Here is a 20665-nt window from a genome sequence, read left to right on the forward strand (position 1 = left end):
TAAGGGTGTTCAGCGAGGCGTCAAAGCGCGTTTGAAGACAACTTCCTGACAGCAGCGGGCCATTTGTACACTGGCGTCGTAACCTTTTGCAATGCGCGGTGGCGGGGCCAGGCCAGGCTGCGTCGGTTTTCTGCGACGATGCGTGCACCGTTGAAACATTTGCTCACTCTCTCGGCCATGGCCTGGCCTGATGCCAGTCGATTCATGCCGCGAAGGTTGCTGGTGCCAAGGTTCCCGGCGGCCCATAGTTGCCCCAAAGCCCCTATAAAGAGACTGGCCATGACCAAGACTCTCCACCACCGTGCCTGCCATCTGTGTGAAGCCATTTGCGGTCTGACCCTGGAAACCACCCAGGCCGACGACGGTAGCCTTGCGATCACGTCCATCAAGGGCGACGCCCAGGACAGCTTCAGCCGTGGGCATATCTGCCCCAAGGCCGTGGCGTTGCAGGATATCCAGAATGACCCGGACCGCCTGCATCAGCCCATGCTGCGCGTCGGCAGCCAATGGCAACCGATCCCGTGGAAAGACGCCTTCGCGCTGGTGGCTGAACGTCTGTCAGGCATTCAGGCACGTCATGGCCAGAACGCGGTGGCGGTCTACCAGGGCAACCCCAGCGTGCACAACTATGGGCTGATGACCCACAGCAACTATTTCCTGGGGCTGTTGAAGACGCGCAATCGGTTTTCCGCAACCTCAGTGGACCAGTTGCCCCATCATCTCACCAGCCACCTGATGTACGGCCATGGCCTGTTGTTGCCGATCCCGGACATCGACCACACCGATTTCATGCTGATCCTCGGTGGCAATCCGTTGGCCTCCAACGGCAGCATCATGACCGTGCCGGATGTGGAAAAACGCCTCAAGGCCATCCAGGCCCGGGGCGGCAAAGTGGTGGTGGTCGACCCTCGGCACAGCGAAACCGCGGCGATAGCGGACCAGCATCTGTTCGTGCGGCCCGGCGGTGATGCGGCGCTGCTGTTCGGCCTGCTTAATACTCTGTTTACCGAGAACCTGACCCGTACCAGCCATTTGCCGGTAGCCGGCCTTGAGGAGGTGCGCCGCGCCATTGCCGGGTTTACCGCCGAGGCCATGAGCAGCCAGTGTGCCGTGCCCGCTGAACAGATCCGCCAGCTGGCACGTGATTTTGCCGCCGCGGACAAGGCGGTGTGCTACGGGCGCATGGGAGTGTCGACCCAGGCGTTCGGCACGCTGTGTCATTGGCTGGTGCAGTTGATCAACCTGGTGACCGGCAATCTGGACCGGGTGGGTGGCGCGCTGTGCACCACGCCGGCCGTGGACTTGGTAGCGTCCACCGGTGGCGGGCATTTCAATCGCTGGCAGAGCCGCGTATCCGGGCGTCCGGAGTATGGCGGTGAATTACCCGTGTCGGCCCTGGCTGAAGAAATGCTCACGGCAGGCGAAGGGCAAATCCGCGCGCTGGTGACGGTGGCGGGCAACCCGGTGCTGTCCACGCCCAATGGCCGCCAGTTGGAGCAGGCGCTGGAGGGGCTGGAGTTCATGGTCAGTGTCGATCTGTATATCAACGAGACCACGCGCTATGCCGACCTGATTCTGCCGTCCACCTCGGCCTTGGAGAATGATCACTACGACACCACGTTCAATATGTTCGCGGTGCGCAACGTCACCCGTTTCAATCGCGCGATCCTGCCCAAGCCGGCGGGCGCTCTGCATGACTGGGAGATTTTCGTCGGTTTGGCCAAGGCCTTTGCCGCGCAGGCCGGCGTGGCGCTCAAGCCGACGATGGCGCCGGCGCAGATGATCGATGCCGGCCTGCGCGCCGGGACCTATGGTGATGCATCCGGTCACAAGCTGTCGGTGGCGATGCTGGCGGACCACCCCCATGGGCTGGACCTGGGGCCGCTGTCGGCCAACCTTGCTGCACGCTTGAAAACCGCGGATGGCAAGGTGCAGGCGGCCCCGGCGGTGATTCTTGCGGACCTGGTGCGCTTTGCGGCACAGCCGGCGCCTGTGGCTGACGAGCTGCTGCTGATCGGCCGTCGCCATGTGCGCAGCAACAATTCGTGGATGCATAACTATCATCGGCTGGTGAAGGGCAAGCCGCGGCACCAGTTGCACATGCACCCCGAGGACCTGGCGAGCCGGCAGTTGACTGATGGCCAGCGCGTGCGCGTCAGTTCGCGCATCGGCATGATCGAAGTTGAAGTGCTCGCCAGTCTGGAGATGATGCCTGGGGTGGTCAGTCTGCCCCACGGTTGGGGCCATGGCCGCCCGGGCGTGCGGATGACAATTGCCAGCAGCCAGCCGGGAGCGAGCGCCAATGACTTGACTGACGAGCGGCAATTGGATGAATTGTCCGGCAACGCCGCATTGAACGGAGTGCCAGTGCAGGTAGCGGCCGCATAAGGAGCCTGAGCATTGTGCCGGGATTTTGCGTTACAATGCGCCACCGTGCCGACCTGTGAGTCGCAAAGTTCCAGCCGAGGTGTTCCATGGATATCATCGAAACGATCAAAGAGCAGATTGCCAATAACACCATCCTGCTTTACATGAAGGGCGCACCGAACGCGCCTCAGTGCGGTTTCTCCGCGAAGGCATCCCAGGCCATCATGGCGTGCGGCGAGAAGTTCGCCTACGTGGATATCCTGCAGAATCCTGAAATCCGCGCCAACCTGCCCAAGTACGCCAACTGGCCTACCTTCCCGCAACTGTGGGTAGCTGGCGAACTGGTCGGCGGCAGTGACATCATTACTGAAATGGCAGCGGACGGTTCGTTGCAGGCGCTGGTCAAAGATGCAGCAGCCAATGCGGCGGCCAAGACCGACGCTTGATTGGCCCGCAATAAAAAGCCCCGCTTCTCGAAAGAGAGCGGGGCTTTTTTGTACCTGCGTGGTGTGGGTTATTCGCCCATCTGCGACTGCAGGTAATTCTCCAGGCTGACTTTGACGATCAGACCCAATTGGGTTTCCAGCCAGTCGATGTGCTCTTCCTGGTCTTCCAGAATGTCTTCCAGAAGCTCACGGCTGCCGAAGTCACCGTGGGTTTCGCAGTGGGCAATGGCGGCCTTGAGGTCGCTGTGGCTCTTGCGCTCAAAGCCCAGGTCGCTGTTGAGCATTTCCTGGGTGTGTTCGCCGATGTTCAGCTTGCCCAGGTCCTGCACGTTCGGCAGGCCTTCCAGGAACAGGATGCGCTTGATCAGCGCATCGGCGTCCTTCATGGCCTTGATCGACTCTTTGTATTCACGCTTGCCGAGCTTTTCCAGGCCCCAATCGTCGTACATGCGGGCATGCAGAAAGTACTGATTGATCGCGACCAGTTCATTGGCAAGGATTTTGTTGAGTTGCTGGATGACTGAGATGTCGCCTTTCATGACTGGGGTCCTGCCCTGTAATAGCTGTGTATAAGGCAGAGTTTGAGCGGCGAAAACCCTAGTGTCAAACCTAAGTTATTGAATAATAAATGAAAATTAATCGGAATAAGAATGTTTGTGTTCCGCGTCTTGGCGCTAACTAATTGAATTACAGGCATAAAAAAACCGGACTCCAGGTCCGGTTTTTTAAAACACGCCTATTTAAGCGTGTGTAAATTCTGCTGAGTAGGGGAGCGCGCTCTGCGCTGTCTGCAGTTGCGTCAGCGTTTCCCGTACCACTTGCTTGGCGAGGCAGGCACATTTACCACACTGGCTGGCAACGCCGGTGGTTTCGCGCACTTCCTTATAGCTGCAGCAACCTTCATAGATTGCTTCGCGGATTTGTCCGTCGGTGACGCCAGTACAAAGGCACACATACATAGGGAGAACCATCGCGGTGTGAGGCTTGAATGCGTTGGATCTTAATGTTAACGAGAATGATTGTCAAAGTACATTCACAGGGTATTTCCCGGCGCGGCGCCCGCACTGACGAACGGTTTTTTCAGTGTATGATGCTCGGTCTTCACGAAGCGTGACTGCGTCACAGGTCTGTCGCTTGAACGCGGCAGACTAAAGGCCGGTCCTGTTACTTCAATCTTCACCCTTAACATCAGGAGATACCCAATGAGCGTACTCGTCGGCAAACAAGCCCCGGATTTCGACGTACCTGCCGTGCTCGGCAATGGCGAAATCGTAGACAGCTTCAAGCTGTCTGAAGCCATCAAAGGCAAATACGGCCTGGTGTTCTTCTACCCGTTGGACTTCACCTTCGTCTGCCCGTCCGAGCTGATCGCTCTGGACCACCGCATGGACGATTTCAAGGCGCGCAACGTTGAAGTGGTTGCCGTGTCCATCGACTCCCATTTCACCCACAACGCGTGGCGCAACACGGCCATCAACGATGGCGGCATCGGCAAAGTCAAATACACCATGGCTGCCGACATGAAGCACGAGATTGCCAAGGCCTACGACGTTGAGTCCGAAGGCGGTGTGGCGTTCCGTGGCGCGTTCCTGATCGACGACAAGGGCGTTGTGCGCTCGCAGATCATCAACGACCTGCCGCTGGGCCGTAACATGGAAGAGCTGATCCGCCTGGTCGACGCGCTGCAGTTCCACGAAGAGCACGGTGAAGTCTGCCCTGCCAACTGGAAAAAAGGCGACAAGGGCATGACCGCTTCCACCGAAGGTGTTGCGGCTTACCTGACCGAGAACGCCGGCAAACTGTAAGCCGAAGTCGAGGTACAAAAAAACCGGCCTGTGAGGGCCGGTTTTTTTATGCTTGGGAGATGGTTTTTGTGGGAGCCGGCAAGCCCACTCCCACAAGTTTCAGTCGCCGAAGTCTTCCCAACCGCCCATCTGCTTCCAGCGGTTAACGATGCCGCAGAACAGCTCGGCGGTCTTCTCGGTGTCGTAGCGCGCCGAGTGGGCCTCGCGGCCGTCAAAGTCGATACCGGCGGCCTGGCAGGCCTTGGCCAATACCGTTTGACCATAGGCCAGGCCGGCGAGGGTGGCGGTGTCGAAGCTGGAGAAGGGGTGAAACGGGTTACGCTTCATGTCCAGGCGCGCCACGGCGGCGTTGAGGAAGCCCAGGTCGAAGCTGCTGTTGTGGCCAACCAGGATCGCGCGTTTGCAGCCATTGGCTTTCAACGCCTTGCGTACTCCACGGAAGATATCGGTCAGCGCCGCTTCTTCACTGACCGCCATGCGCAGCGGATGGTCGAGCTTGATTCCGGTGAACTCCAGGGCGGCAGCTTCGATGTTCGCGCCTTCGAACGGCTCGACGCGGAAGAAATGCGTGTGTTCCGCAAACACGAAACCCTGCTCATCCATGCCGATGGTGGTGGCGGCAATTTCCAGCAAGGCGTCGGTGGCGCAGTTGAAGCCACCGGTCTCTACGTCGATGACAACCGGCAGATAGCCGCGAAACCGCTCGGCCATCGGATGGCGAGAGCCGCCACCGCTGTGCTCGTGTTCGTCATCGTAATGGTCTTCACTCACTTGCTTTCCTCCAGCAGGCGCCAGCGCAGTGTTTCACCGGCGCGCAGCGGGATTACGGTCAGCTCGCCGAACGGCAGGCTGACAGGGGCAGTCCAGTCTTCACGGACCAGGGTGATGCGGTCGGTATTGGCCGGCAGGCCGTAGAAGCGCGGGCCGTTGAGGCTGGCAAACGCTTCGAGCTTGTCCAGCGCGTTGCGTTGCTCGAAGGCTTCGGCGTACAGCTCGATGGCAGCAAATGCGGTGTAGCAACCGGCGCAGCCACAGGCGGCTTCCTTGGCGTGCTGGGCGTGGGGCGCCGAGTCGGTGCCAAGAAAGAACTTCGGGCTGCCGCTGGTGGCGGCGTCCAGCAAGGCGACCTGGTGGGTGTTGCGCTTGAGGATCGGCAGGCAATAGAAGTGCGGTCGAATCCCGCCCACCAGCATGTGGTTGCGGTTGTACAGCAGGTGATGGGCGGTGATGGTCGCGCCGACGTTTTCCGAGGCTTCGGTGACGAACTGCACGGCATCAGCGGTGGTGATGTGCTCGAACACCACCTTGAGGGTCGGGAACAGCTCGACCACGCGCCGCATGTGCTCGTCGATGAAGATCTTCTCGCGGTCGAACACATCCACGTCGCCACGGGTGACTTCACCGTGGATCAACAATGGCATGCCGACCTCTGCCATGGCTTCGATGGCCGGCAGAATCTTGTCGATGCTGGTCACGCCGGAGTCGGAGTTGGTGGTGGCGCCCGCCGGATACAGCTTGGCTGCGTACACAAAACCGCTGGCACGGGCTTCGCGAATTTCTTCAGGCTGGGTGCGGTCGGTGAGGTAGAGCACCATCAACGGTTCGAAGTGGCTGCCGGCCGGTCGTGCAGCGAGGATGCGCTGGCGATAGGCGTCGGCTTGCGCGGCATTGCGCACCGGAGGTACCAGGTTGGGCATGATGATGGCGCGGCCAAACGTGCGCGCTACATCGGCCACGGTGTGGGGTAACGCAGCACCATCGCGAAGATGAATATGCCAGTCGTCGGGACGCAGCAGGGTCAGGCGGTCGGACATTGGGGATTCCAGGCGGGTCAATCTGGTGGGAATGCTACCGGAAAAGACTGTTGCAGGCACTCGCTATCAAGTTTTGCAGGATGCGACCGATAGCTGGGGGTATGCCTTAACGACGTATGACGCCTTGATGTGTTGTAGAAACCAGTGGAGCCGCCCGTGCGCCAGCATTATCTAGCCCTGCTCAGTGTGTTCGCCAGCCTGCCTGCAATGGCCCTCACGTTCCAGACACGTCTGGAGAATATTGAGTGGAAGGTGGAAGGCGATCAGTTCGAGTGCCGCCTGACCCAGCCGATCACCGATTTCGGCTCGGGTGAGTTCGTGCGCCGTGCCGGCGAGCAGGCGACGTTTCGCCTCAAGGCCTATAACGGTGCACTCGGCGCGGGCTCGGCGACGCTGCTGGCGGCCGCTGCACCTTGGCAGCCGGGGCGCGGCGACATCAATCTGGGCGCGGTGCGGGTCGGCAGCGGCGATGTGCTGTTTAACAGTTCCCAGGCCCAGGCCGGGCGCCTGTTCACTGGCTTGCTGGAAGGGCGCAGCCCCACTGTGCGTCATTACGGGCGCGAGGGCGGCTACTCGGAGGTTCGCCTGTTGCCGGTGAAATTCAACAAGGCCTACAACGACTATCAGGTGTGCACCGCCAAGCTGTTGCCGATGAATTACGACCAGGTCAAACAGACCGAAGTCGGTTTCCCTGGCGGTGGCGTTGAACTGGACTCCGCTGCCAGGCAGAAGCTGTCGGTGATTCTTGCGTACCTCAAAGCCGATCCCACGGTTAACCATTTGGAGTTGAACGGTCACTCCGACAACAGCGGTAATCGCCTGACCAACCGCGACGTATCGCGCCGTCGTGCCCTGGCGGTGATGGACTACTTCAAAGCCAATGGCATCCCGGAGTCGCAGATCACTCTGCGATTCCACGGTGAAAGCTACCCGCTGGCGCCCAACACCAACGCGGCCAACCGCGCGCGCAACCGTCGTGTGAACATTCAGCTTGAACGCGTGGCGGCCCCCGAAAAACCGGCACCGCAGGCTACCGCTCCAGGCAATCCGGCACACACTTCATAAGGTGCGACCCTCGGTCGCGCCGTCGACATAATCTGTCGCTTTATCTTCATTTGCTGTCGCGCCCCTGTAAATTCACGGTTTTGATCGGTAGAATCGTCGCCTTTCCGTACAACCCCGTGGAGTGATGGCATGGCCGACGTAAACAAGGTCGTTCTCGCGTATTCCGGCGGCCTGGACACTTCGGTGATCCTCAAGTGGCTGCAGGATACTTATAACTGTGAAGTGGTGACCTTCACCGCTGACCTGGGTCAGGGCGAAGAGGTCGAACCGGCACGTGCCAAGGCGCAAGCCATGGGCGTGAAAGAGATCTACATTGACGACCTGCGCGAAGAGTTCGTCCGCGATTTCGTCTTCCCGATGTTTCGCGCCAACACCGTCTACGAAGGCGAGTACCTGCTGGGTACTTCCATCGCACGTCCGCTGATTGCCAAGCGCCTGATCGAAATCGCCAACGAAACCGGCGCCGACGCCATTTCCCATGGTGCGACCGGCAAGGGCAACGACCAGGTGCGTTTCGAACTGGGCGCCTACGCCCTCAAGCCAGGCGTGAAAGTGATTGCACCGTGGCGTGAATGGGACCTGCTGTCCCGTGAAAAGCTGATGGATTACGCTGAAAAGCACGCAATCCCGATCGAGCGCCACGGCAAGAAGAAGTCCCCGTACTCGATGGACGCCAATCTACTGCACATCTCATATGAAGGCGGCGTGCTGGAAGACACCTGGACCGAGCACGAAGAAGATATGTGGAAATGGACCGTCTCCCCGGAGAACGCTCCCGACAAGCCGCAATACCTGGAGTTGACCTACCGCAACGGCGACATCGTCGCGCTGGACGGCGTCGAGATGACCCCGGCCACCGTGCTGGCGACCCTCAACCGCATCGGCGGCGAGCACGGTATCGGCCGTCTCGACATCGTCGAGAACCGTTACGTGGGCATGAAGTCCCGTGGCTGCTACGAGACGCCCGGCGGCACCATCATGCTGCGTGCCCACCGCGCTATCGAGTCCATCACCCTGGACCGCGAAGTGGCTCACCTCAAAGACGAACTGATGCCCAAGTACGCCAGCCTGATCTACACCGGCTACTGGTGGAGTCCTGAGCGTTTGATGCTGCAACAGATGATCGACGCCTCCCAGGCCCACGTGAACGGCGTGGTGCGTCTGAAGCTGTACAAGGGCAACGTGATCGTCACGGGTCGCAAGTCCGAGGAGTCGCTGTTCGACGCCAATATCGCCACCTTCGAAGAAGACGGCGGCGCCTACAACCAGGCGGACGCGGCGGGCTTCATCAAGTTGAACGCACTGCGCATGCGCATCGCGGCCAATAAAGGTCGCAAGCTGTTCTGAGTGTTCCAGGTAATCTGAAAAAGGCCCCTTATTCAAGGGGCCTTTTTTTGACCGGAATTAATGTAGAGCGAACATGCTGTTTACTTATGTTTAAGATTGTTTGCTATTAAACACGGCACCCCCTGATTTACGCCTCCTGTTCTGAAACTTCACAGGGACGAATGAATTGTTTACACCTGAGCAGGAACTGTTTCTTACAGAAAAATCACTCAAAGAAGTACAGCGTGAATGTAATGCGCTGAAATTTCTGTAGGAATTTTAAGGTGTGGACACCTATGTTGAATGGAACTGAATCAGAGGGAGTGTTTTCACCTGTGCGATCTCGTGAATGCCACAAGCAAGGGGCATTTCCTGAAAGTCGCGTGCGCCACGTTTACAGCCGCCCCTTTAATCGGTGCGTATTTCACTCAAAATATGTAGGGAAACGGAAAGGTCTGAAAGGCTGCATAAAATCGAATGCATCCTCATTGTTGTTTTTTTGTAGGCTGATTCCGATATCGTTGTGGCTTGGGTCTCTGCTTGCTGTTGCTCGGGGGGGAACACTATGCCAACTAGGAAACGACTAGGCTATTGTGTTTGCTCTGAATAATTCGAACAGCGAAATTGGACTTTCTTATGAATAAAGTGCTGATCGTGGATGATCATCCGGTGATTCGTCTTGCTGTGCGTATGCTGATGGAACGTCATGGTTATGAGGTCGTTGCAGAGACCGATAACGGTGTCGATGCGTTGCAACTTGCGCGGGAGCATATGCCGGACATTGTCATATTGGATATTGGAATTCCCCAGCTCGACGGGCTGGAAGTTATTTGCCGACTGTCTTCCAGCAAACAGCCATCGCCGTTCAAGGTGCTGGTGCTCACCTCGCAGGCGCCTGGCCATTTCTCCATGCGCTGCATGCAAGCCGGGGCGGCGGGTTACGTGTGCAAGCAGCAGGACCTGACCGAGCTGCTGAGTGCCATCAAAGCGGTGCTTTCCGGCTACAGCTACTTCCCGAACCAGGCATTGAACTCGGTGCGCTCCACCATCGGCAACGCCAGTGAGGCTGACATGGTCGAGCGCCTTTCCGGGCGCGAGATGATGGTGTTGCAACAGTTGGCTCGCGGCAAGACCAACAAGGAAATCGCAGACGGCATGTTCCTCAGCAACAAGACCGTCAGTACCTACAAGACGCGCCTGCTGCTCAAGCTCAACGCGCGCTCACTGGTGGACCTGATCGAACTGGCCCAGCGCAACGGGCTGGTCTGAGGCACGTAATGCCCTGCTATACCGGCAGAAAAAAGCCTCCGTAAGGGAGGCTTCTGGCCGTTTTCGGTTACATCAGAGGTCGAAGTCGTAGTCGGCCAACTGTTTTTGCAAGCGTCGCTCTTCCAGGAGGTTGTCGATGGTGCGGCGTTTGCTCAAATTGGTCTTGGCCACCTCAACCACAGGCGTCTCTGCCACGTCGTCATCCGACTCAACGAGATCGTCGTCCACTTCCAGTTGTTCTTTGCCAGTGCTCATAAGGTTAACTCCGGGCTAAGACTGCCGTTGGCGCTCCTTATAACGATAATCCACGGGCGGGTAAAAAAGATTTTTTCAATCGTCGAATCAATAAAACCAATGATTGCTCAATCGTCGGAGGTTTTTTCCTTGTACTCACACAGGTCTTCGATGCGACAGCTGCCGCAGCGTGGCTTGCGTGCCTGGCAGACATAGCGCCCGTGCAGGATCAGCCAATGATGGGAATCGAGCAGATACTGTCTGGGCACAAATTTCATCAACTGCTTTTCCACTTCCACCACGTTTTTCCCGCGGGCAATACCGGTGCGGTTGCTGACCCGAAAAATATGCGTATCCACCGCCATGGTCAGTTGCCGGAACGCGGTGTTGAGCACCACGTTGGCAGTCTTGCGTCCCACGCCGGGTAGGGCCTCCAGGGCCTCGCGGGTTTGTGGCACTTCACCGCCATGCAGTTCCATCAGCATCCGGCAGGTCGCAATCACATTTTTTGCCTTGCTGTTGTACAGGCCGATGGTCTTGATGTATTCGGACAAACCTTCAACACCCAGCGCATGGATCGCTGCCGGCGTGTTTGCAACGGGATACAGCCTGGCCGTGGCCTTGTTGACGCCGACGTCCGTGGACTGCGCCGAGAGAATCACCGCAATCAGCAACTCGAATGCCGATGAATAGGCCAGTTCGGTCTTGGGTTCCGGGTTGTCTTCGTGAAGCCTGCGGAAAATTTCCAGGCGTTTGGCGGCGTTCATCGGGCGGGTGTTCCTTGCTGGGGGTCAGCGTGATGTTGAGGTTGGTTCAAACAGTGCGGCCAGTGCGCGTTCCGCCGCCTCGAATTGCTGCTGCAGGATGATCAGTTGTGACTGCTGTTCGAACGTTGGCGGGTGACCGAACGCCTTCAGGGATTTATGCAGCTGCGCACGACTCATCGCGACGCCGACTTTGGCTTTTTTGACGGCCGCGTCAGCGGCATCGATAGGTTTTGGGGTGGCAGGGAGCGGCCGCTGGACCCGCGCCAGGCGTTCGGCAATCCGGTGTGTGTCTTCCCGCTTCAGGCGTGCGTTGCGTTGTTCAAAGCGACGCCGCGCCCGGTCGCGCTTGATGCTGCGCAGATGGCGTTGATGATCGTTGGCCGCGAGGTCGCCGACAATCGGCAGCGCGGTGGTCAGGGGACGCATTTCGATGCAATCGACCGGACAGGGCGCCACGCAAAGGTCGCAGCCTGTGCATTCATCGATGATCACGCTGTGCATCAGCTTTGCGGCGCCGACAATGGCATCCACCGGGCACGCCTGAATGCATTTGGTACACCCGATGCACTCGGCTTCGCGGATATAGGCAACCTGTGCCGGGGCTTCGCCACGGGCCGTGTCCAGCTCCAGCACCGGCACATTCAGCAGGCGTGCAAGCCCAACGACCGTCTCCTGTCCGCCGGGCGGGCACTTGTTGATCGCCTCGCCCAGAGCGATTCCCTCGGCGTAAGGCTTGCAACCCGGGTGCCCGCACTTGCCACATTGGGTCTGCGGTAACAGCGCGTCGATACGTTGAATCAGGCTCATGCGTTGAAACCTGTCATCACTACTTGATGCGCTGTCCCGGCTTGGCGCCGCTGTCAGGACTCAGCAGGTAGATTTCCTCACCACCAGGGCCGGCGGCCATCACCATGCCTTCCGAGATGCCGAACTTCATTTTCCGCGGCTTGAGGTTGGCGATCATCATGGTCAGGCGCCCATCGAGCTTGGATGGGTCCGGGTACGCGCTCTTGATACCGGAGAACACGTTACGCTGCTCGCCACCCAGGTCCAGCGTCAGGCGCAGCAGTTTGTCGGCACCTTCCACGGCTTCGGCCTTGAGAATCAGTGCCACACGCAGATCCACGGCGGCAAAGGCGTCGAAGTCGATTTCCGGTGACAGCGGGTCCTTGGCCAGTTCGCCGTTGCCGGCGGGGGTAGATGCACCCGTGTCGGTCTGGCTGGCGATCAGGTCTTCTTTCGAGGCGTCGGTCATGGCCTGGACTTTCACCGGGTCGATGCGGGTCATCAGGGGTTTGAACGCGTTCAATTGATGATCAGCCAGCAGTGTGGCGTGATCGTTCCAGGTCAACGGCGCGACGTTGAGGAACGCCTCGGCATCGGCCGCCAGCAACGGCAGCACCGGTTTGAGGAAGATCACCAACTGGCGGAACAGGTTGACGCCGGTGGCGCAGATCGCCTGCACTTCAGCTTCTTTGCCTTCCTGCTTGTTCAGCGACCATGGCGCCTTGTCGGCGATCCACGCGTTGGCGCGGTCGGCCAGACCCATGATCTCGCGCATGGCGCGGGCGAAGTCACGGGCTTCATAGGCTTCGGCGATGCCTGGCGCAGCGGCCAGGAAAGCCTCGGTCAGCTCAGGCGCGGCGTTGTCTGCCACCATGACGCCGGCATTGCCCTTGTGGATGAACCCGGCGCAGCGGCTGGCGATGTTGACGACTTTGCCTACCAGATCTGAGTTGACCTTCTGTACGAAGTCCTCCAGGTTCAAGTCGAGATCATCGACGCCACGGCCCAGCTTGGAGGCGTAGTAGTAACGCAGGTATTCCGGCGAAAGATGGTCCAGGTAGGTGCGCGCCTTGATAAAGGTGCCACGGGACTTGGACATCTTCTGGCCATTGACGGTCAGGTAGCCGTGTACCGCAATGCCGGTCGGCTTGCGATAACCCGAGCCTTCGAGCATCGCCGGCCAGAACAGGGCGTGGAAGTTGACGATGTCCTTGCCGATGAAGTGGTACAGCTCGGCGGTGGAGTCTTTGGCCCAGAAGGCATCGAAGTCCAGGTCCGGCGTACGGTCGCACAGGTTCTTGAAGCTGGCCATGTAGCCAATTGGCGCGTCCAGCCACACGTAGAAATACTTACCCGGCTCGCCCGGAATTTCGAAGCCGAAATACGGCGCATCGCGGGAAATGTCCCACTGTTGCAGGCCGGCATCCAGCCATTCGGCGATCTTGTTGGCGACGGCATCCTGCAGGGTGCCGCTGCGGGTCCAAGTCTGCAGCATCTCCTGGAAATCCGGAAGCTTGAAGAAGAAGTGCTGCGAGTCCTTGAGCACCGGCGTGGCGCCGGAGATGGCCGACTTCGGATTCTTCAGGTCAGTGGGGGCGTAGGTGGCGCCGCACTTCTCGCAGTTATCGCCGTATTGGTCATCGGTGCCGCATTTCGGGCAGGTGCCCTTGATGAAGCGGTCGGCCAGGAACATTTTCTTTTCCGGGTCGAAATACTGGGTGATCGAGCGCGTATCAATGTGCCCGGCATCACGCAGTCTCGTGTAGATCTGGCTCGACAGCTCACGGTTTTCTTCGGAGTGGGTCGAGTGGAAGTTGTCGAAATCCACCAGGAACTCGGCAAAATCGGCGCTGTGTTCAGCCTGCACGTTGGCGATCAATTGTTCCGGGGTGATCCCTTCCTTTTCGGCGCGAAGCATGATGGCCGAACCATGGGCGTCGTCCGCGCAGACATAAATGCATTGGTTGCCGCGATGCTTCTGGAAGCGCACCCACATATCGGTCTGGATGTACTCAAGCATATGGCCAAGATGGATGGAACCATTGGCATAGGGCAGGGCGCTGGTGACGAGGATCTTGCGTGGCTCGGACATGGGGCTCGGCTACTTGATGAAACGGAGGTCGGCCACTATAAAGCGCCGGGCGATTTATTTCACCCCGTGGCGCTGTTTCAGTCTCTTGCGCACAGCCGAAAGCATGCCGTTGAGCGGCCGGAACGGTTAGGATAGCCGCCTGTTTCAGTCAGTCTTTTTTCGGGAGTAGCCCATGAGCGCCGTCAATCGCGCAGCGGTGGAAGCCGTTCTTCGCCAGTACACCGACCCCTACTTGAACCAGGATCCGGTGAGTGCCGGTTGCGTACGCGCTATCGAGGTCCGGGGTGAGCAGGTGACCGTTCAGTTGGAACTGGGCTATGCCGCAGGCCTGTTCAAGCGCGGCTGGGCGCAGATGCTGCAGATGGCCATCGAAGGCCTGGATGGCGTGCGCACAGCCACGGTCGACATTCAGTGCTTGATCGCGCCGCACAAGGCCCAGGCGCAGATCCCTGGCCTGGTCAACGTCAAGAATGTCATCGCCGTGGCGTCTGGCAAGGGGGGCGTGGGCAAATCGACCACCGCTGCCAACCTGGCCCTGGCTCTGGCCCGTGAGGGTGCTCGGGTGGGTATTCTCGACGCGGATATCTACGGCCCCAGCCAGGGCGTAATGTTCGGTATCGCCGAAGGCACGCGGCCGAAGGTCAAGGACCAGAAGTGGTTTGTGCCGATCGAGTCACTGGGTGTGGAAGTCATGTCCATGGCCTTCCTCACCGACGACAACACGCCGATGGTGTGGCGCGGACCAATGGTGTCGGGCGCGTTATTGCAATTGGTCACCCAGACCGCCTGGGGCGACCTGGACTACCTGGTGATCGACATGCCGCCCGGCACAGGTGATATCCAGTTGACCCTGGCGCAGAAAGTGCCGGTGGCTGGCTCGGTCATCGTCACTACGCCCCAGGACTTGGCGCTGCTTGACGCCAGGAAGGGCGTGGAGATGTTCCGCAAGGTCAACATCCCGGTACTGGGTGTGGTGGAAAACATGGCCGTGCACATCTGTTCCAACTGCGGGCATGCCGAGCATCTGTTTGGCGAAGGCGGCGGTGAAAAGCTGGCGAGCCAATACGGCGTCGAGCTGCTGGCCTCGTTGCCGCTTTCGATGAGCATTCGCGAGCAGGCCGACGGCGGCAAACCCACCGTGGCAGCAGAACCCGACGGTCAGATTGCCATGGTTTATCAGGAGCTGGCGCGTCATGTCGGGGCGCGCATCGTATTGCAGGAAGCGGCAGCGCCAGCAATGCCGACCATTACGGTCAGCGACGACTGATCCTCACACTGCAGGCGCGAGCACGCTCGCGCCTGCACAACTACGCTTCAAGCGTGTCTTTTCGCTTTTACGCAATCGCTGGTGTAAGCATTGGCTTACTTTTCCGTAAGTGTTTGGTTTTTTTGCTCGCCATGTCTGCCTTGAATCGCTGCGAGAGTTTTCTATCCTGTTGAAAAACAACAATTATTTAAAGAGTCTTGAATTCCGGCACCTGTCAGCAGCTCCGTAGCATCCGGTTGAACATCCCTTGGAACTCTTTAACATCAGCCCTGTGTCCACGGAATGACACGGCCATCAAGGAACGGTGGTTTGAAGGAACGTCGCAGGATGCGATTCATCAGGACGATGAAAAAGGAATACAGGGACAGGGAAGAAATGTGGGCGGGTCATACCGCCCCTTTTTTTCGCCTGCAGAAAAGTGAAATACCTGCCCGTTAAATACCTGCCCCTGGAATGCAAAAAAGGCCCGCAAAGGGCCTTTTTTATTGGGACGGTGGCGCGTTTCAGCGCTCCAGGAATTCGATCTTGCCTGTCTTGCCGTCCCACTCGGCCGCGTCCGGCAGCGAGTCTTTCTTTTCGGTGATGTTCGGCCAGATCTCCGCCAGCTCGACGTTCAATTGAATGAAGTTTTCCATACCTGCCGGAATTTCATCCTCGGAGAAAATCGCGACGGCCGGGCATTCAGGCTCACACAGGGCGCAGTCAATGCACTCGTCCGGGTGGATGACCAGGAAGTTCGGGCCTTCGTAGAAGCAGTCCACCGGACACACTTCTACGCAGTCGGTGTACTTGCACTTGATGCAGTTGTCGGTGACGACGAAGGTCATTTCTAATTCTCTCCTCAGGCGGCGGCAGCGAAACCCCTTGTGGCGGGGCTCGCGAGGTTCGGGAGCGATAGTCTGCAGGCCAGGCTAAGAGCCTGCAGCATCCCAAACCGCGCGAGAGTCTACCAGCTTGCAAGCGTCTGCGTTATATCCGAGTCTTCAGTGCATATAACATTTCGAGCGCTTTGCGCGGCGTCAGGTCATCGATATCGAGTTTGGCCAGTTCGTCCAGCACCGGGTGGGGCAAACTGGCGAACATGTCGCTCTGATGCGGCGCAGCGGGTTTCCTGCTGGCCTTGGCGGGGCTGGCCACCACGTTTTCGTGGGGCAGCGCCGTGGTTTCCAGACGGCTGAGGTGCTCGCGGGCACGGGTAATTACGTCGCCCGGCACGCCGGCCAGTTGTGCCACGGCCAGGCCGTAGCTCTGGCTGGCCGGGCCTGGCAGCACATGGTGCAGGAACACGATGCGCTCGTTGTGCTCAGTGGCGTTAAGGTGCACGTTGGCCACCAGCGGCTCGCTTTCCGGTAGTACCGTCAGTTCGAAATAGTGGGTGGCAAACAGCGTATAGGCACGCAGGTGCGCCAGGCGCTCGGCAGCCGCCCAGGCCAGGGACAGGCCGTCGAAGGTGCTGGTGCCGCGTCCGACTTCGTCCATCAGCACCAGGCTGCGCTCGGTGGCGTTATGCAGGATGTTGGCGGTTTCGCTCATCTCCACCATGAAGGTCGAACGGCCACCGGCCAGGTCATCGCTGGAACCGATCCGCGTGAAAATGCGGTCCACCAGGGATAATTCACAGCTCGCTGCCGGCACAAAGCTGCCGATATGCGCCAGCAATACAATCAACGCGGTCTGACGCATGTAGGTGGATTTACCACCCATGTTGGGACCGGTGATCACCAACATGCGGGTATCGTCGTCCAGCGCCAGATCGTTGGCCACGAACGGCGTGGTCAATACCTGCTCCACCACCGGATGGCGTCCCTGCACGATGCGCATGCACGGCTCGCTGACAAAACGCGGGCAGTTCAAGTCCAGGTTCAGCGCACGCTCGGCCAGATTGCTCAGCACATCCAGTTCCGCCAGGGCGGCTGCGGTGTCCTGCAGGGGCGCCAGGCGGCTGATCAGGTCTTCGAGCAGGGCTTCATAGAGCATTTTTTCCCGCGCAAGGGCCCGGCTCTTGGCCGATAGCGCCTTGTCTTCGAACTCCTTTAGCTCAGGCGTAATAAAGCGCTCGGCCCCTTTAAGGGTTTGGCGACGCTGATAGTCGACGGGGGCCGACTCGACCTGCTTGCTTGGCAACTCGATAAAGTAGCCGTGCACGCGGTTGTAGCCGACTTTCAGGTTGGCCAGGCCCGTGCGCGCTTTTTCGCGGGCTTCCAGATCGATCAGGAACTGACCGGCGTTTTCGCTCAAGGATTGCAGCTCGTCCAGCTCGCTGTCGTAGCCGGTCTTGAGCACGCCACCGTCACGGATGATGGCGGGCGGGTTGTCGATAATGGCTTTTTCCAGCAGCGCGGCCAGATCCGGGTACGTACCGGCCGTCACCGCCAACTGTTGCAGGTGCGGTGTGTCCAGTTCGGTCATCGCCTCTTGCAACTGCGGCAGCGCGCTCAAGGCATCACGCAGTCGCGCCAGGTCACGGGGCCGCGCATTACGCAGGCCAATCCGCGCGAGGATGCGCTCGATATCACCGATTTCCTTGAGTTGCGGCTGCAGCTTTTCAAAGCGATAGCCGTCCAGCAGGCAGGTGATGGACGTCTGCCGCGCTTGCAGCACGCGCAAATCCCGCAGCGGACGGTTCAGCCAGCGGGTCAGCAAGCGGCTGCCCATGGCGGTCTGGCAACGGTCGACCACCGATTGCAGGGTGTTGTCACGCCCGCCGCTGAGGTTGGTGTCCAGTTCCAGATTGCGACGGCTGGCGCCGTCCAGCACCACGGTATCGTCCAGCCGCTCATGACGCAGGCTGCGCAAGTGCGGCAGCGCGGTGCGCTGGGTTTCCCTGGCATAGCTGAGCAGGCAACCGGCCGCACCAATGGCGAGGGTCAGGGTTTCACAGCCGAAGCCTTTAAGGTCCTGCACCGAGAATTGCTGACACAGGCTTTTCAGCGCCGAGTCACGCTCAAAATCCCACGGCGCGCGACGCTTGGTCCCACGGCGCTTTTCCGCCGGCAGGTCTTTGGGCCAGTCATCCGGGATCAGCAGTTCCACCGGATTGATGCGCTCAAGCTCCGCCAGCAGATTCTCCCAGCCCTTGATCTCCAGCACGCTGAAATTGCCGCTGGTGATATCCAGTACCGAAAGCCCGAACAGACGCTCGTCACCCAGCACCGCCGCGATCAGGTTATCGCGCCGCTCATCCAGCAGCGCCTCATCACTCACCGTGCCTGGCGTGATGATGCGCACCACCTGACGTTCCACCGGCCCTTTGCTGGTGGCCGGATCGCCGATCTGCTCACAGATCACCACCGACTCGCCCAGCTTGACCAGCTTGACCAGATAGCCTTCCAACGAATGGTAAGGAATCCCGCACATCGGAATCGACTGCCCCGCCGATTGCCCGCGCGCTGTCAGGGTGATGTCCAGCAGCTTGGCGGCCTTCTTCGCGTCTTCGTAGAAGATTTCGTAGAAGTCGCCCATGCGATAGAACATCAACTGATCAGGGTGCTGGTTTTTCAGGCGCCAGTACTGCTGCATCATTGGGGTGTGGCTGGATAAATCTGAAATTGCTTTATTCATCAGTGTTTTGAGAGCTGCTTGCTTAAAGGCTGGGCGAATGCTGGGCGTTTTTGCCGAGACGTTTAACCGCGTGGTTTCGTCGAAAGACAAGATTGTGAGGAAGGGTATCACGCAGACAGGAGGCGTGTTGAGCGGCAGATGGTCGTGGTGACGACCGTTTACGAAGGATGAGGCGTCTCACGGAAGATGGCAAAAGAGGTGCAGGCCGTTCCCCATCAGTTAGGTGGAATTCTGAAAATGCGATATTCTTTCGAGTTATTACAGTGGGGCGGATAGCTGTCAATGGGGTATTACGCAGACTTTCGCTCTTTGTGATGTTCATGCTGGTGACAACTTGAGCACTGCCAGCAGGCTAACCACATAAGAAATCAAAACTTTATGAATAAGATAGTGCAACGAATTGATCGCCACACGCTGATGGGTTGCCTGGGCGTGTTGTTTATGGTGTTCTGGTTTTGCTTCAACTACAACCATGGTGAAAGAATCCAACACAACAATGGTCTAGGTTGGGACGGTGCACTGTATGCTGCCTGGGTGCAGCAAGATACGATGGAAATTCTGAACAGTCATTCAGTGAATGAATATTATGTCGGTCGCTTGCTGCCGTCTGTCGTTATTCATCAGGCTGCCAATCTGCTCGGGTACAAAGACCTTTCGGTTCCTCAGGTAATACATGCTTTTTACTTGTTTAATGTGGGCCTGCTGATCGTTGCAGCCGCACTTTTAGTATTGATTGGTCGCCACTATAGGTGGCGGAAACCTATTTATTTTCTAGGGTTCAGCGCGCTGTTTTTCAATTATCCGGTGCTCACCAATCTTTCCTATAATCCTACGCTTACGGATATATCCGGCTATGTTTTGGGGTTGGGGATTTTCTATGCCTATATAAGTGGTCGCTTTTGGCTCCTTGTGCTGCTCAGCTTTCTCTGCTGCTTTGTCTGGCCCACGATGCTATATGGCGCATTGCCGATGATTATCCTGGGGCGGACTCCATTCGCTGTGCGCCGACCCGCACTGCATAGCCATCTTCTCGCGTTACTCGTTGCGTTATCATTGATCGCACTCGCGGGTTACCTGTATTTCGACGGATTGCGACAGGCCCCGGGAACCACTTTGTTCAAGGTCGAAATTCTCCCACTCAGCATACTGTTGTTCATCGTCTATATTTATTTTTCTTTAAAAAACATGATCGACGTGCCCGCGGCCTTGCGTGCGACAAGGCACATCAAGGTAGTGCCTGTTATCGTGGGCGTTTTACTCTATGTCGCCGTCAAATTTGTGGTGTACCATTATTCCGACAAAACCCCCGGTCCGTTGACAATAAGCAGTTACTTAGGACTATTCACACAGGCAGCGTTATCCAATCCACTCATTAATGTGGTGGCGCATGCCATGCACTATGGACCTTTCTATTTGATTGCTCTTTTGCTGTGGTCGCGTATCGCGGCTCAAGCTAAAGAAGAAGGATTCGGTCTGACCATTTATATTGCGCTGTTCGCGTTTCTATCGATTGGTCCCGAGTCGCGCCAGCTGCTCAATGCCTGGCCAGCATTTGTCATGCTGACCTGCCAGGTCCTGAATCGAATGGCTAACGAGGGCAAAATCGACTGGTGGTTTACCTACGCCATTGCAGCAATGGCCCTGATTCTTTCGAGATTCTGGCTTACCATCAACGTCGGCCCTTGGACTGGCAATTTCCAGGCATTCCCCGATCAGATGCTGTACATGTATTCCGGCCCGTGGATCTCTCATCAGATGTATGGCGTGTTCCTCGCCGTGACTCTGCTCTGTCTTATCAGCCTGCTTACGCTGCTGCGCCCGGCTCTCGGCTCATCCGCGACCCCACCAACACAGGAAGTGTGATTG

General features: G+C 58.4%; 17 protein-coding genes and 1 pseudogene. 8 read left to right on the forward strand and 10 right to left on the reverse strand.

The features are described 5' to 3' along the window. Window positions 1-279: 279 nt before the first annotated feature. Together VRB54_RS05265 and grxD are read left to right on the forward strand one after the other, a co-directional pair. Window positions 280-2388 (forward strand): molybdopterin oxidoreductase family protein, encoded by a 2109-nt coding sequence (locus VRB54_RS05265; protein ID WP_338479805.1) that lies wholly within the window; start codon window positions 280-282, stop codon window positions 2386-2388. Window positions 2389-2474: 86 nt separating this feature from the next. Next, complete coding sequence (gene grxD / locus VRB54_RS05270; protein ID WP_057007688.1) at window positions 2475-2813, forward strand: Grx4 family monothiol glutaredoxin; 339 nt, start codon at window positions 2475-2477, stop codon at window positions 2811-2813. Window positions 2814-2881: 68 nt separating this feature from the next. Here the strand turns inward: grxD and bfr are convergent, their stop codons facing one another. After that, window positions 2882-3352 (reverse strand): bacterioferritin, encoded by a 471-nt coding sequence (gene bfr, locus VRB54_RS05275; protein WP_003231421.1) that lies wholly within the window; start codon window positions 3350-3352, stop codon window positions 2882-2884. Window positions 3353-3553: 201 nt separating this feature from the next. Continuing rightward, window positions 3554-3772, reverse strand: coding sequence for a bacterioferritin-associated ferredoxin (locus tag VRB54_RS05280; RefSeq protein ID WP_078047118.1), 219 nt, complete (start codon window positions 3770-3772; stop codon window positions 3554-3556). 243 nt (window positions 3773-4015) lie between these two features. On the opposite strand from VRB54_RS05280, the gene VRB54_RS05285 reads away from it, so the two are divergent. Continuing rightward, window positions 4016-4618, forward strand: a complete 603-nt coding sequence (locus VRB54_RS05285; RefSeq protein ID WP_003231418.1) for a peroxiredoxin — start codon at window positions 4016-4018, stop codon at window positions 4616-4618. 99 nt (window positions 4619-4717) lie between these two features. Here VRB54_RS05285 and rnt read toward each other — a convergent pair whose 3' ends face one another. Together rnt and pyrC are read right to left on the reverse strand one after the other, a co-directional pair. After that, the gene (gene rnt / locus VRB54_RS05290) at window positions 4718-5389 is read right to left on the reverse strand and encodes a ribonuclease T (protein WP_003231417.1); all 672 of its coding nucleotides are present in this window, start codon (window positions 5387-5389) and stop codon (window positions 4718-4720) included. Further along, a complete protein-coding gene (gene pyrC, locus VRB54_RS05295; RefSeq protein WP_338479807.1) occupies window positions 5386-6432 on the reverse strand; it encodes a dihydroorotase in 1047 nt (348 codons plus the stop codon). Before pyrC ends, rnt begins: the two co-directional genes overlap by 4 nt. A 156-nt stretch (window positions 6433-6588) precedes the next feature. On the opposite strand from pyrC, the gene VRB54_RS05300 reads away from it, so the two are divergent. From VRB54_RS05300 to VRB54_RS05310, 3 genes are all read left to right on the forward strand, one after another. Further along, on the forward strand, window positions 6589-7497 hold the full coding sequence (locus VRB54_RS05300; RefSeq protein ID WP_338479808.1) for a flagellar protein MotY: 909 nt from the start codon (window positions 6589-6591) through the stop codon (window positions 7495-7497). Between the two features lie 129 nt (window positions 7498-7626). Beyond that, complete coding sequence (locus VRB54_RS05305; RefSeq protein ID WP_209989284.1) at window positions 7627-8844, forward strand: argininosuccinate synthase; 1218 nt, start codon at window positions 7627-7629, stop codon at window positions 8842-8844. A gap of 615 nt (window positions 8845-9459) precedes the next feature. Then, window positions 9460-10092, forward strand: coding sequence for a response regulator transcription factor (locus VRB54_RS05310; protein WP_003231407.1), 633 nt, complete (start codon window positions 9460-9462; stop codon window positions 10090-10092). 72 nt (window positions 10093-10164) lie between these two features. Here VRB54_RS05310 and VRB54_RS05315 read toward each other — a convergent pair whose 3' ends face one another. The 4 genes and pseudogenes from VRB54_RS05315 to metG all read right to left on the reverse strand — a co-directional run bounded on the left by VRB54_RS05315 (window position 10165) and on the right by metG (window position 13971). Then, window positions 10165-10347: a PA3496 family putative envelope integrity protein gene (locus VRB54_RS05315; RefSeq protein WP_003231405.1), complete on the reverse strand. Its 183-nt coding sequence runs from the start codon at window positions 10345-10347 to the stop codon at window positions 10165-10167. A gap of 107 nt (window positions 10348-10454) precedes the next feature. Further along, window positions 10455-11093, reverse strand: a complete 639-nt coding sequence (nth, locus tag VRB54_RS05320; RefSeq protein WP_338479810.1) for an endonuclease III — start codon at window positions 11091-11093, stop codon at window positions 10455-10457. 51 nt (window positions 11094-11144) lie between these two features. Beyond that, window positions 11145-11900: pseudogene (gene rsxB / locus VRB54_RS05325) on the reverse strand (electron transport complex subunit RsxB); the annotation flags it as partial. Window positions 11901-11919: 19 nt separating this feature from the next. After that, window positions 11920-13971: a methionine--tRNA ligase gene (gene metG / locus VRB54_RS05330; RefSeq protein WP_338479811.1), complete on the reverse strand. Its 2052-nt coding sequence runs from the start codon at window positions 13969-13971 to the stop codon at window positions 11920-11922. Window positions 13972-14143: 172 nt separating this feature from the next. Between metG and apbC the strand changes: the two genes are divergently transcribed. Then, entirely contained in the window at window positions 14144-15238 is a 1095-nt protein-coding gene (apbC, locus tag VRB54_RS05335; RefSeq protein ID WP_338479812.1) for an iron-sulfur cluster carrier protein ApbC, read from the forward strand. A 503-nt stretch (window positions 15239-15741) separates the two neighbouring features. Here the strand turns inward: apbC and fdxA are convergent. Further along, window positions 15742-16065, reverse strand: coding sequence for a ferredoxin FdxA (gene fdxA / locus VRB54_RS05340; RefSeq protein WP_057007697.1), 324 nt, complete (start codon window positions 16063-16065; stop codon window positions 15742-15744). A 142-nt stretch (window positions 16066-16207) separates the two neighbouring features. Next, window positions 16208-18787, reverse strand: a complete 2580-nt coding sequence (mutS, locus tag VRB54_RS05345) for a DNA mismatch repair protein MutS (RefSeq protein WP_338481058.1) — start codon at window positions 18785-18787, stop codon at window positions 16208-16210. 390 nt (window positions 18788-19177) lie between these two features. Between mutS and VRB54_RS05350 the strand changes: the two genes are divergently transcribed. Further along, window positions 19178-20662: a hypothetical protein gene (locus VRB54_RS05350; RefSeq protein ID WP_338479813.1), complete on the forward strand. Its 1485-nt coding sequence runs from the start codon at window positions 19178-19180 to the stop codon at window positions 20660-20662. The last annotated feature ends 3 nt before the right edge of the window (window positions 20663-20665 follow it).

This window comes from Pseudomonas trivialis, from assembly GCF_036864995.1.
Lineage (GTDB): Bacteria > Pseudomonadota > Gammaproteobacteria > Pseudomonadales > Pseudomonadaceae > Aquipseudomonas > Aquipseudomonas trivialis.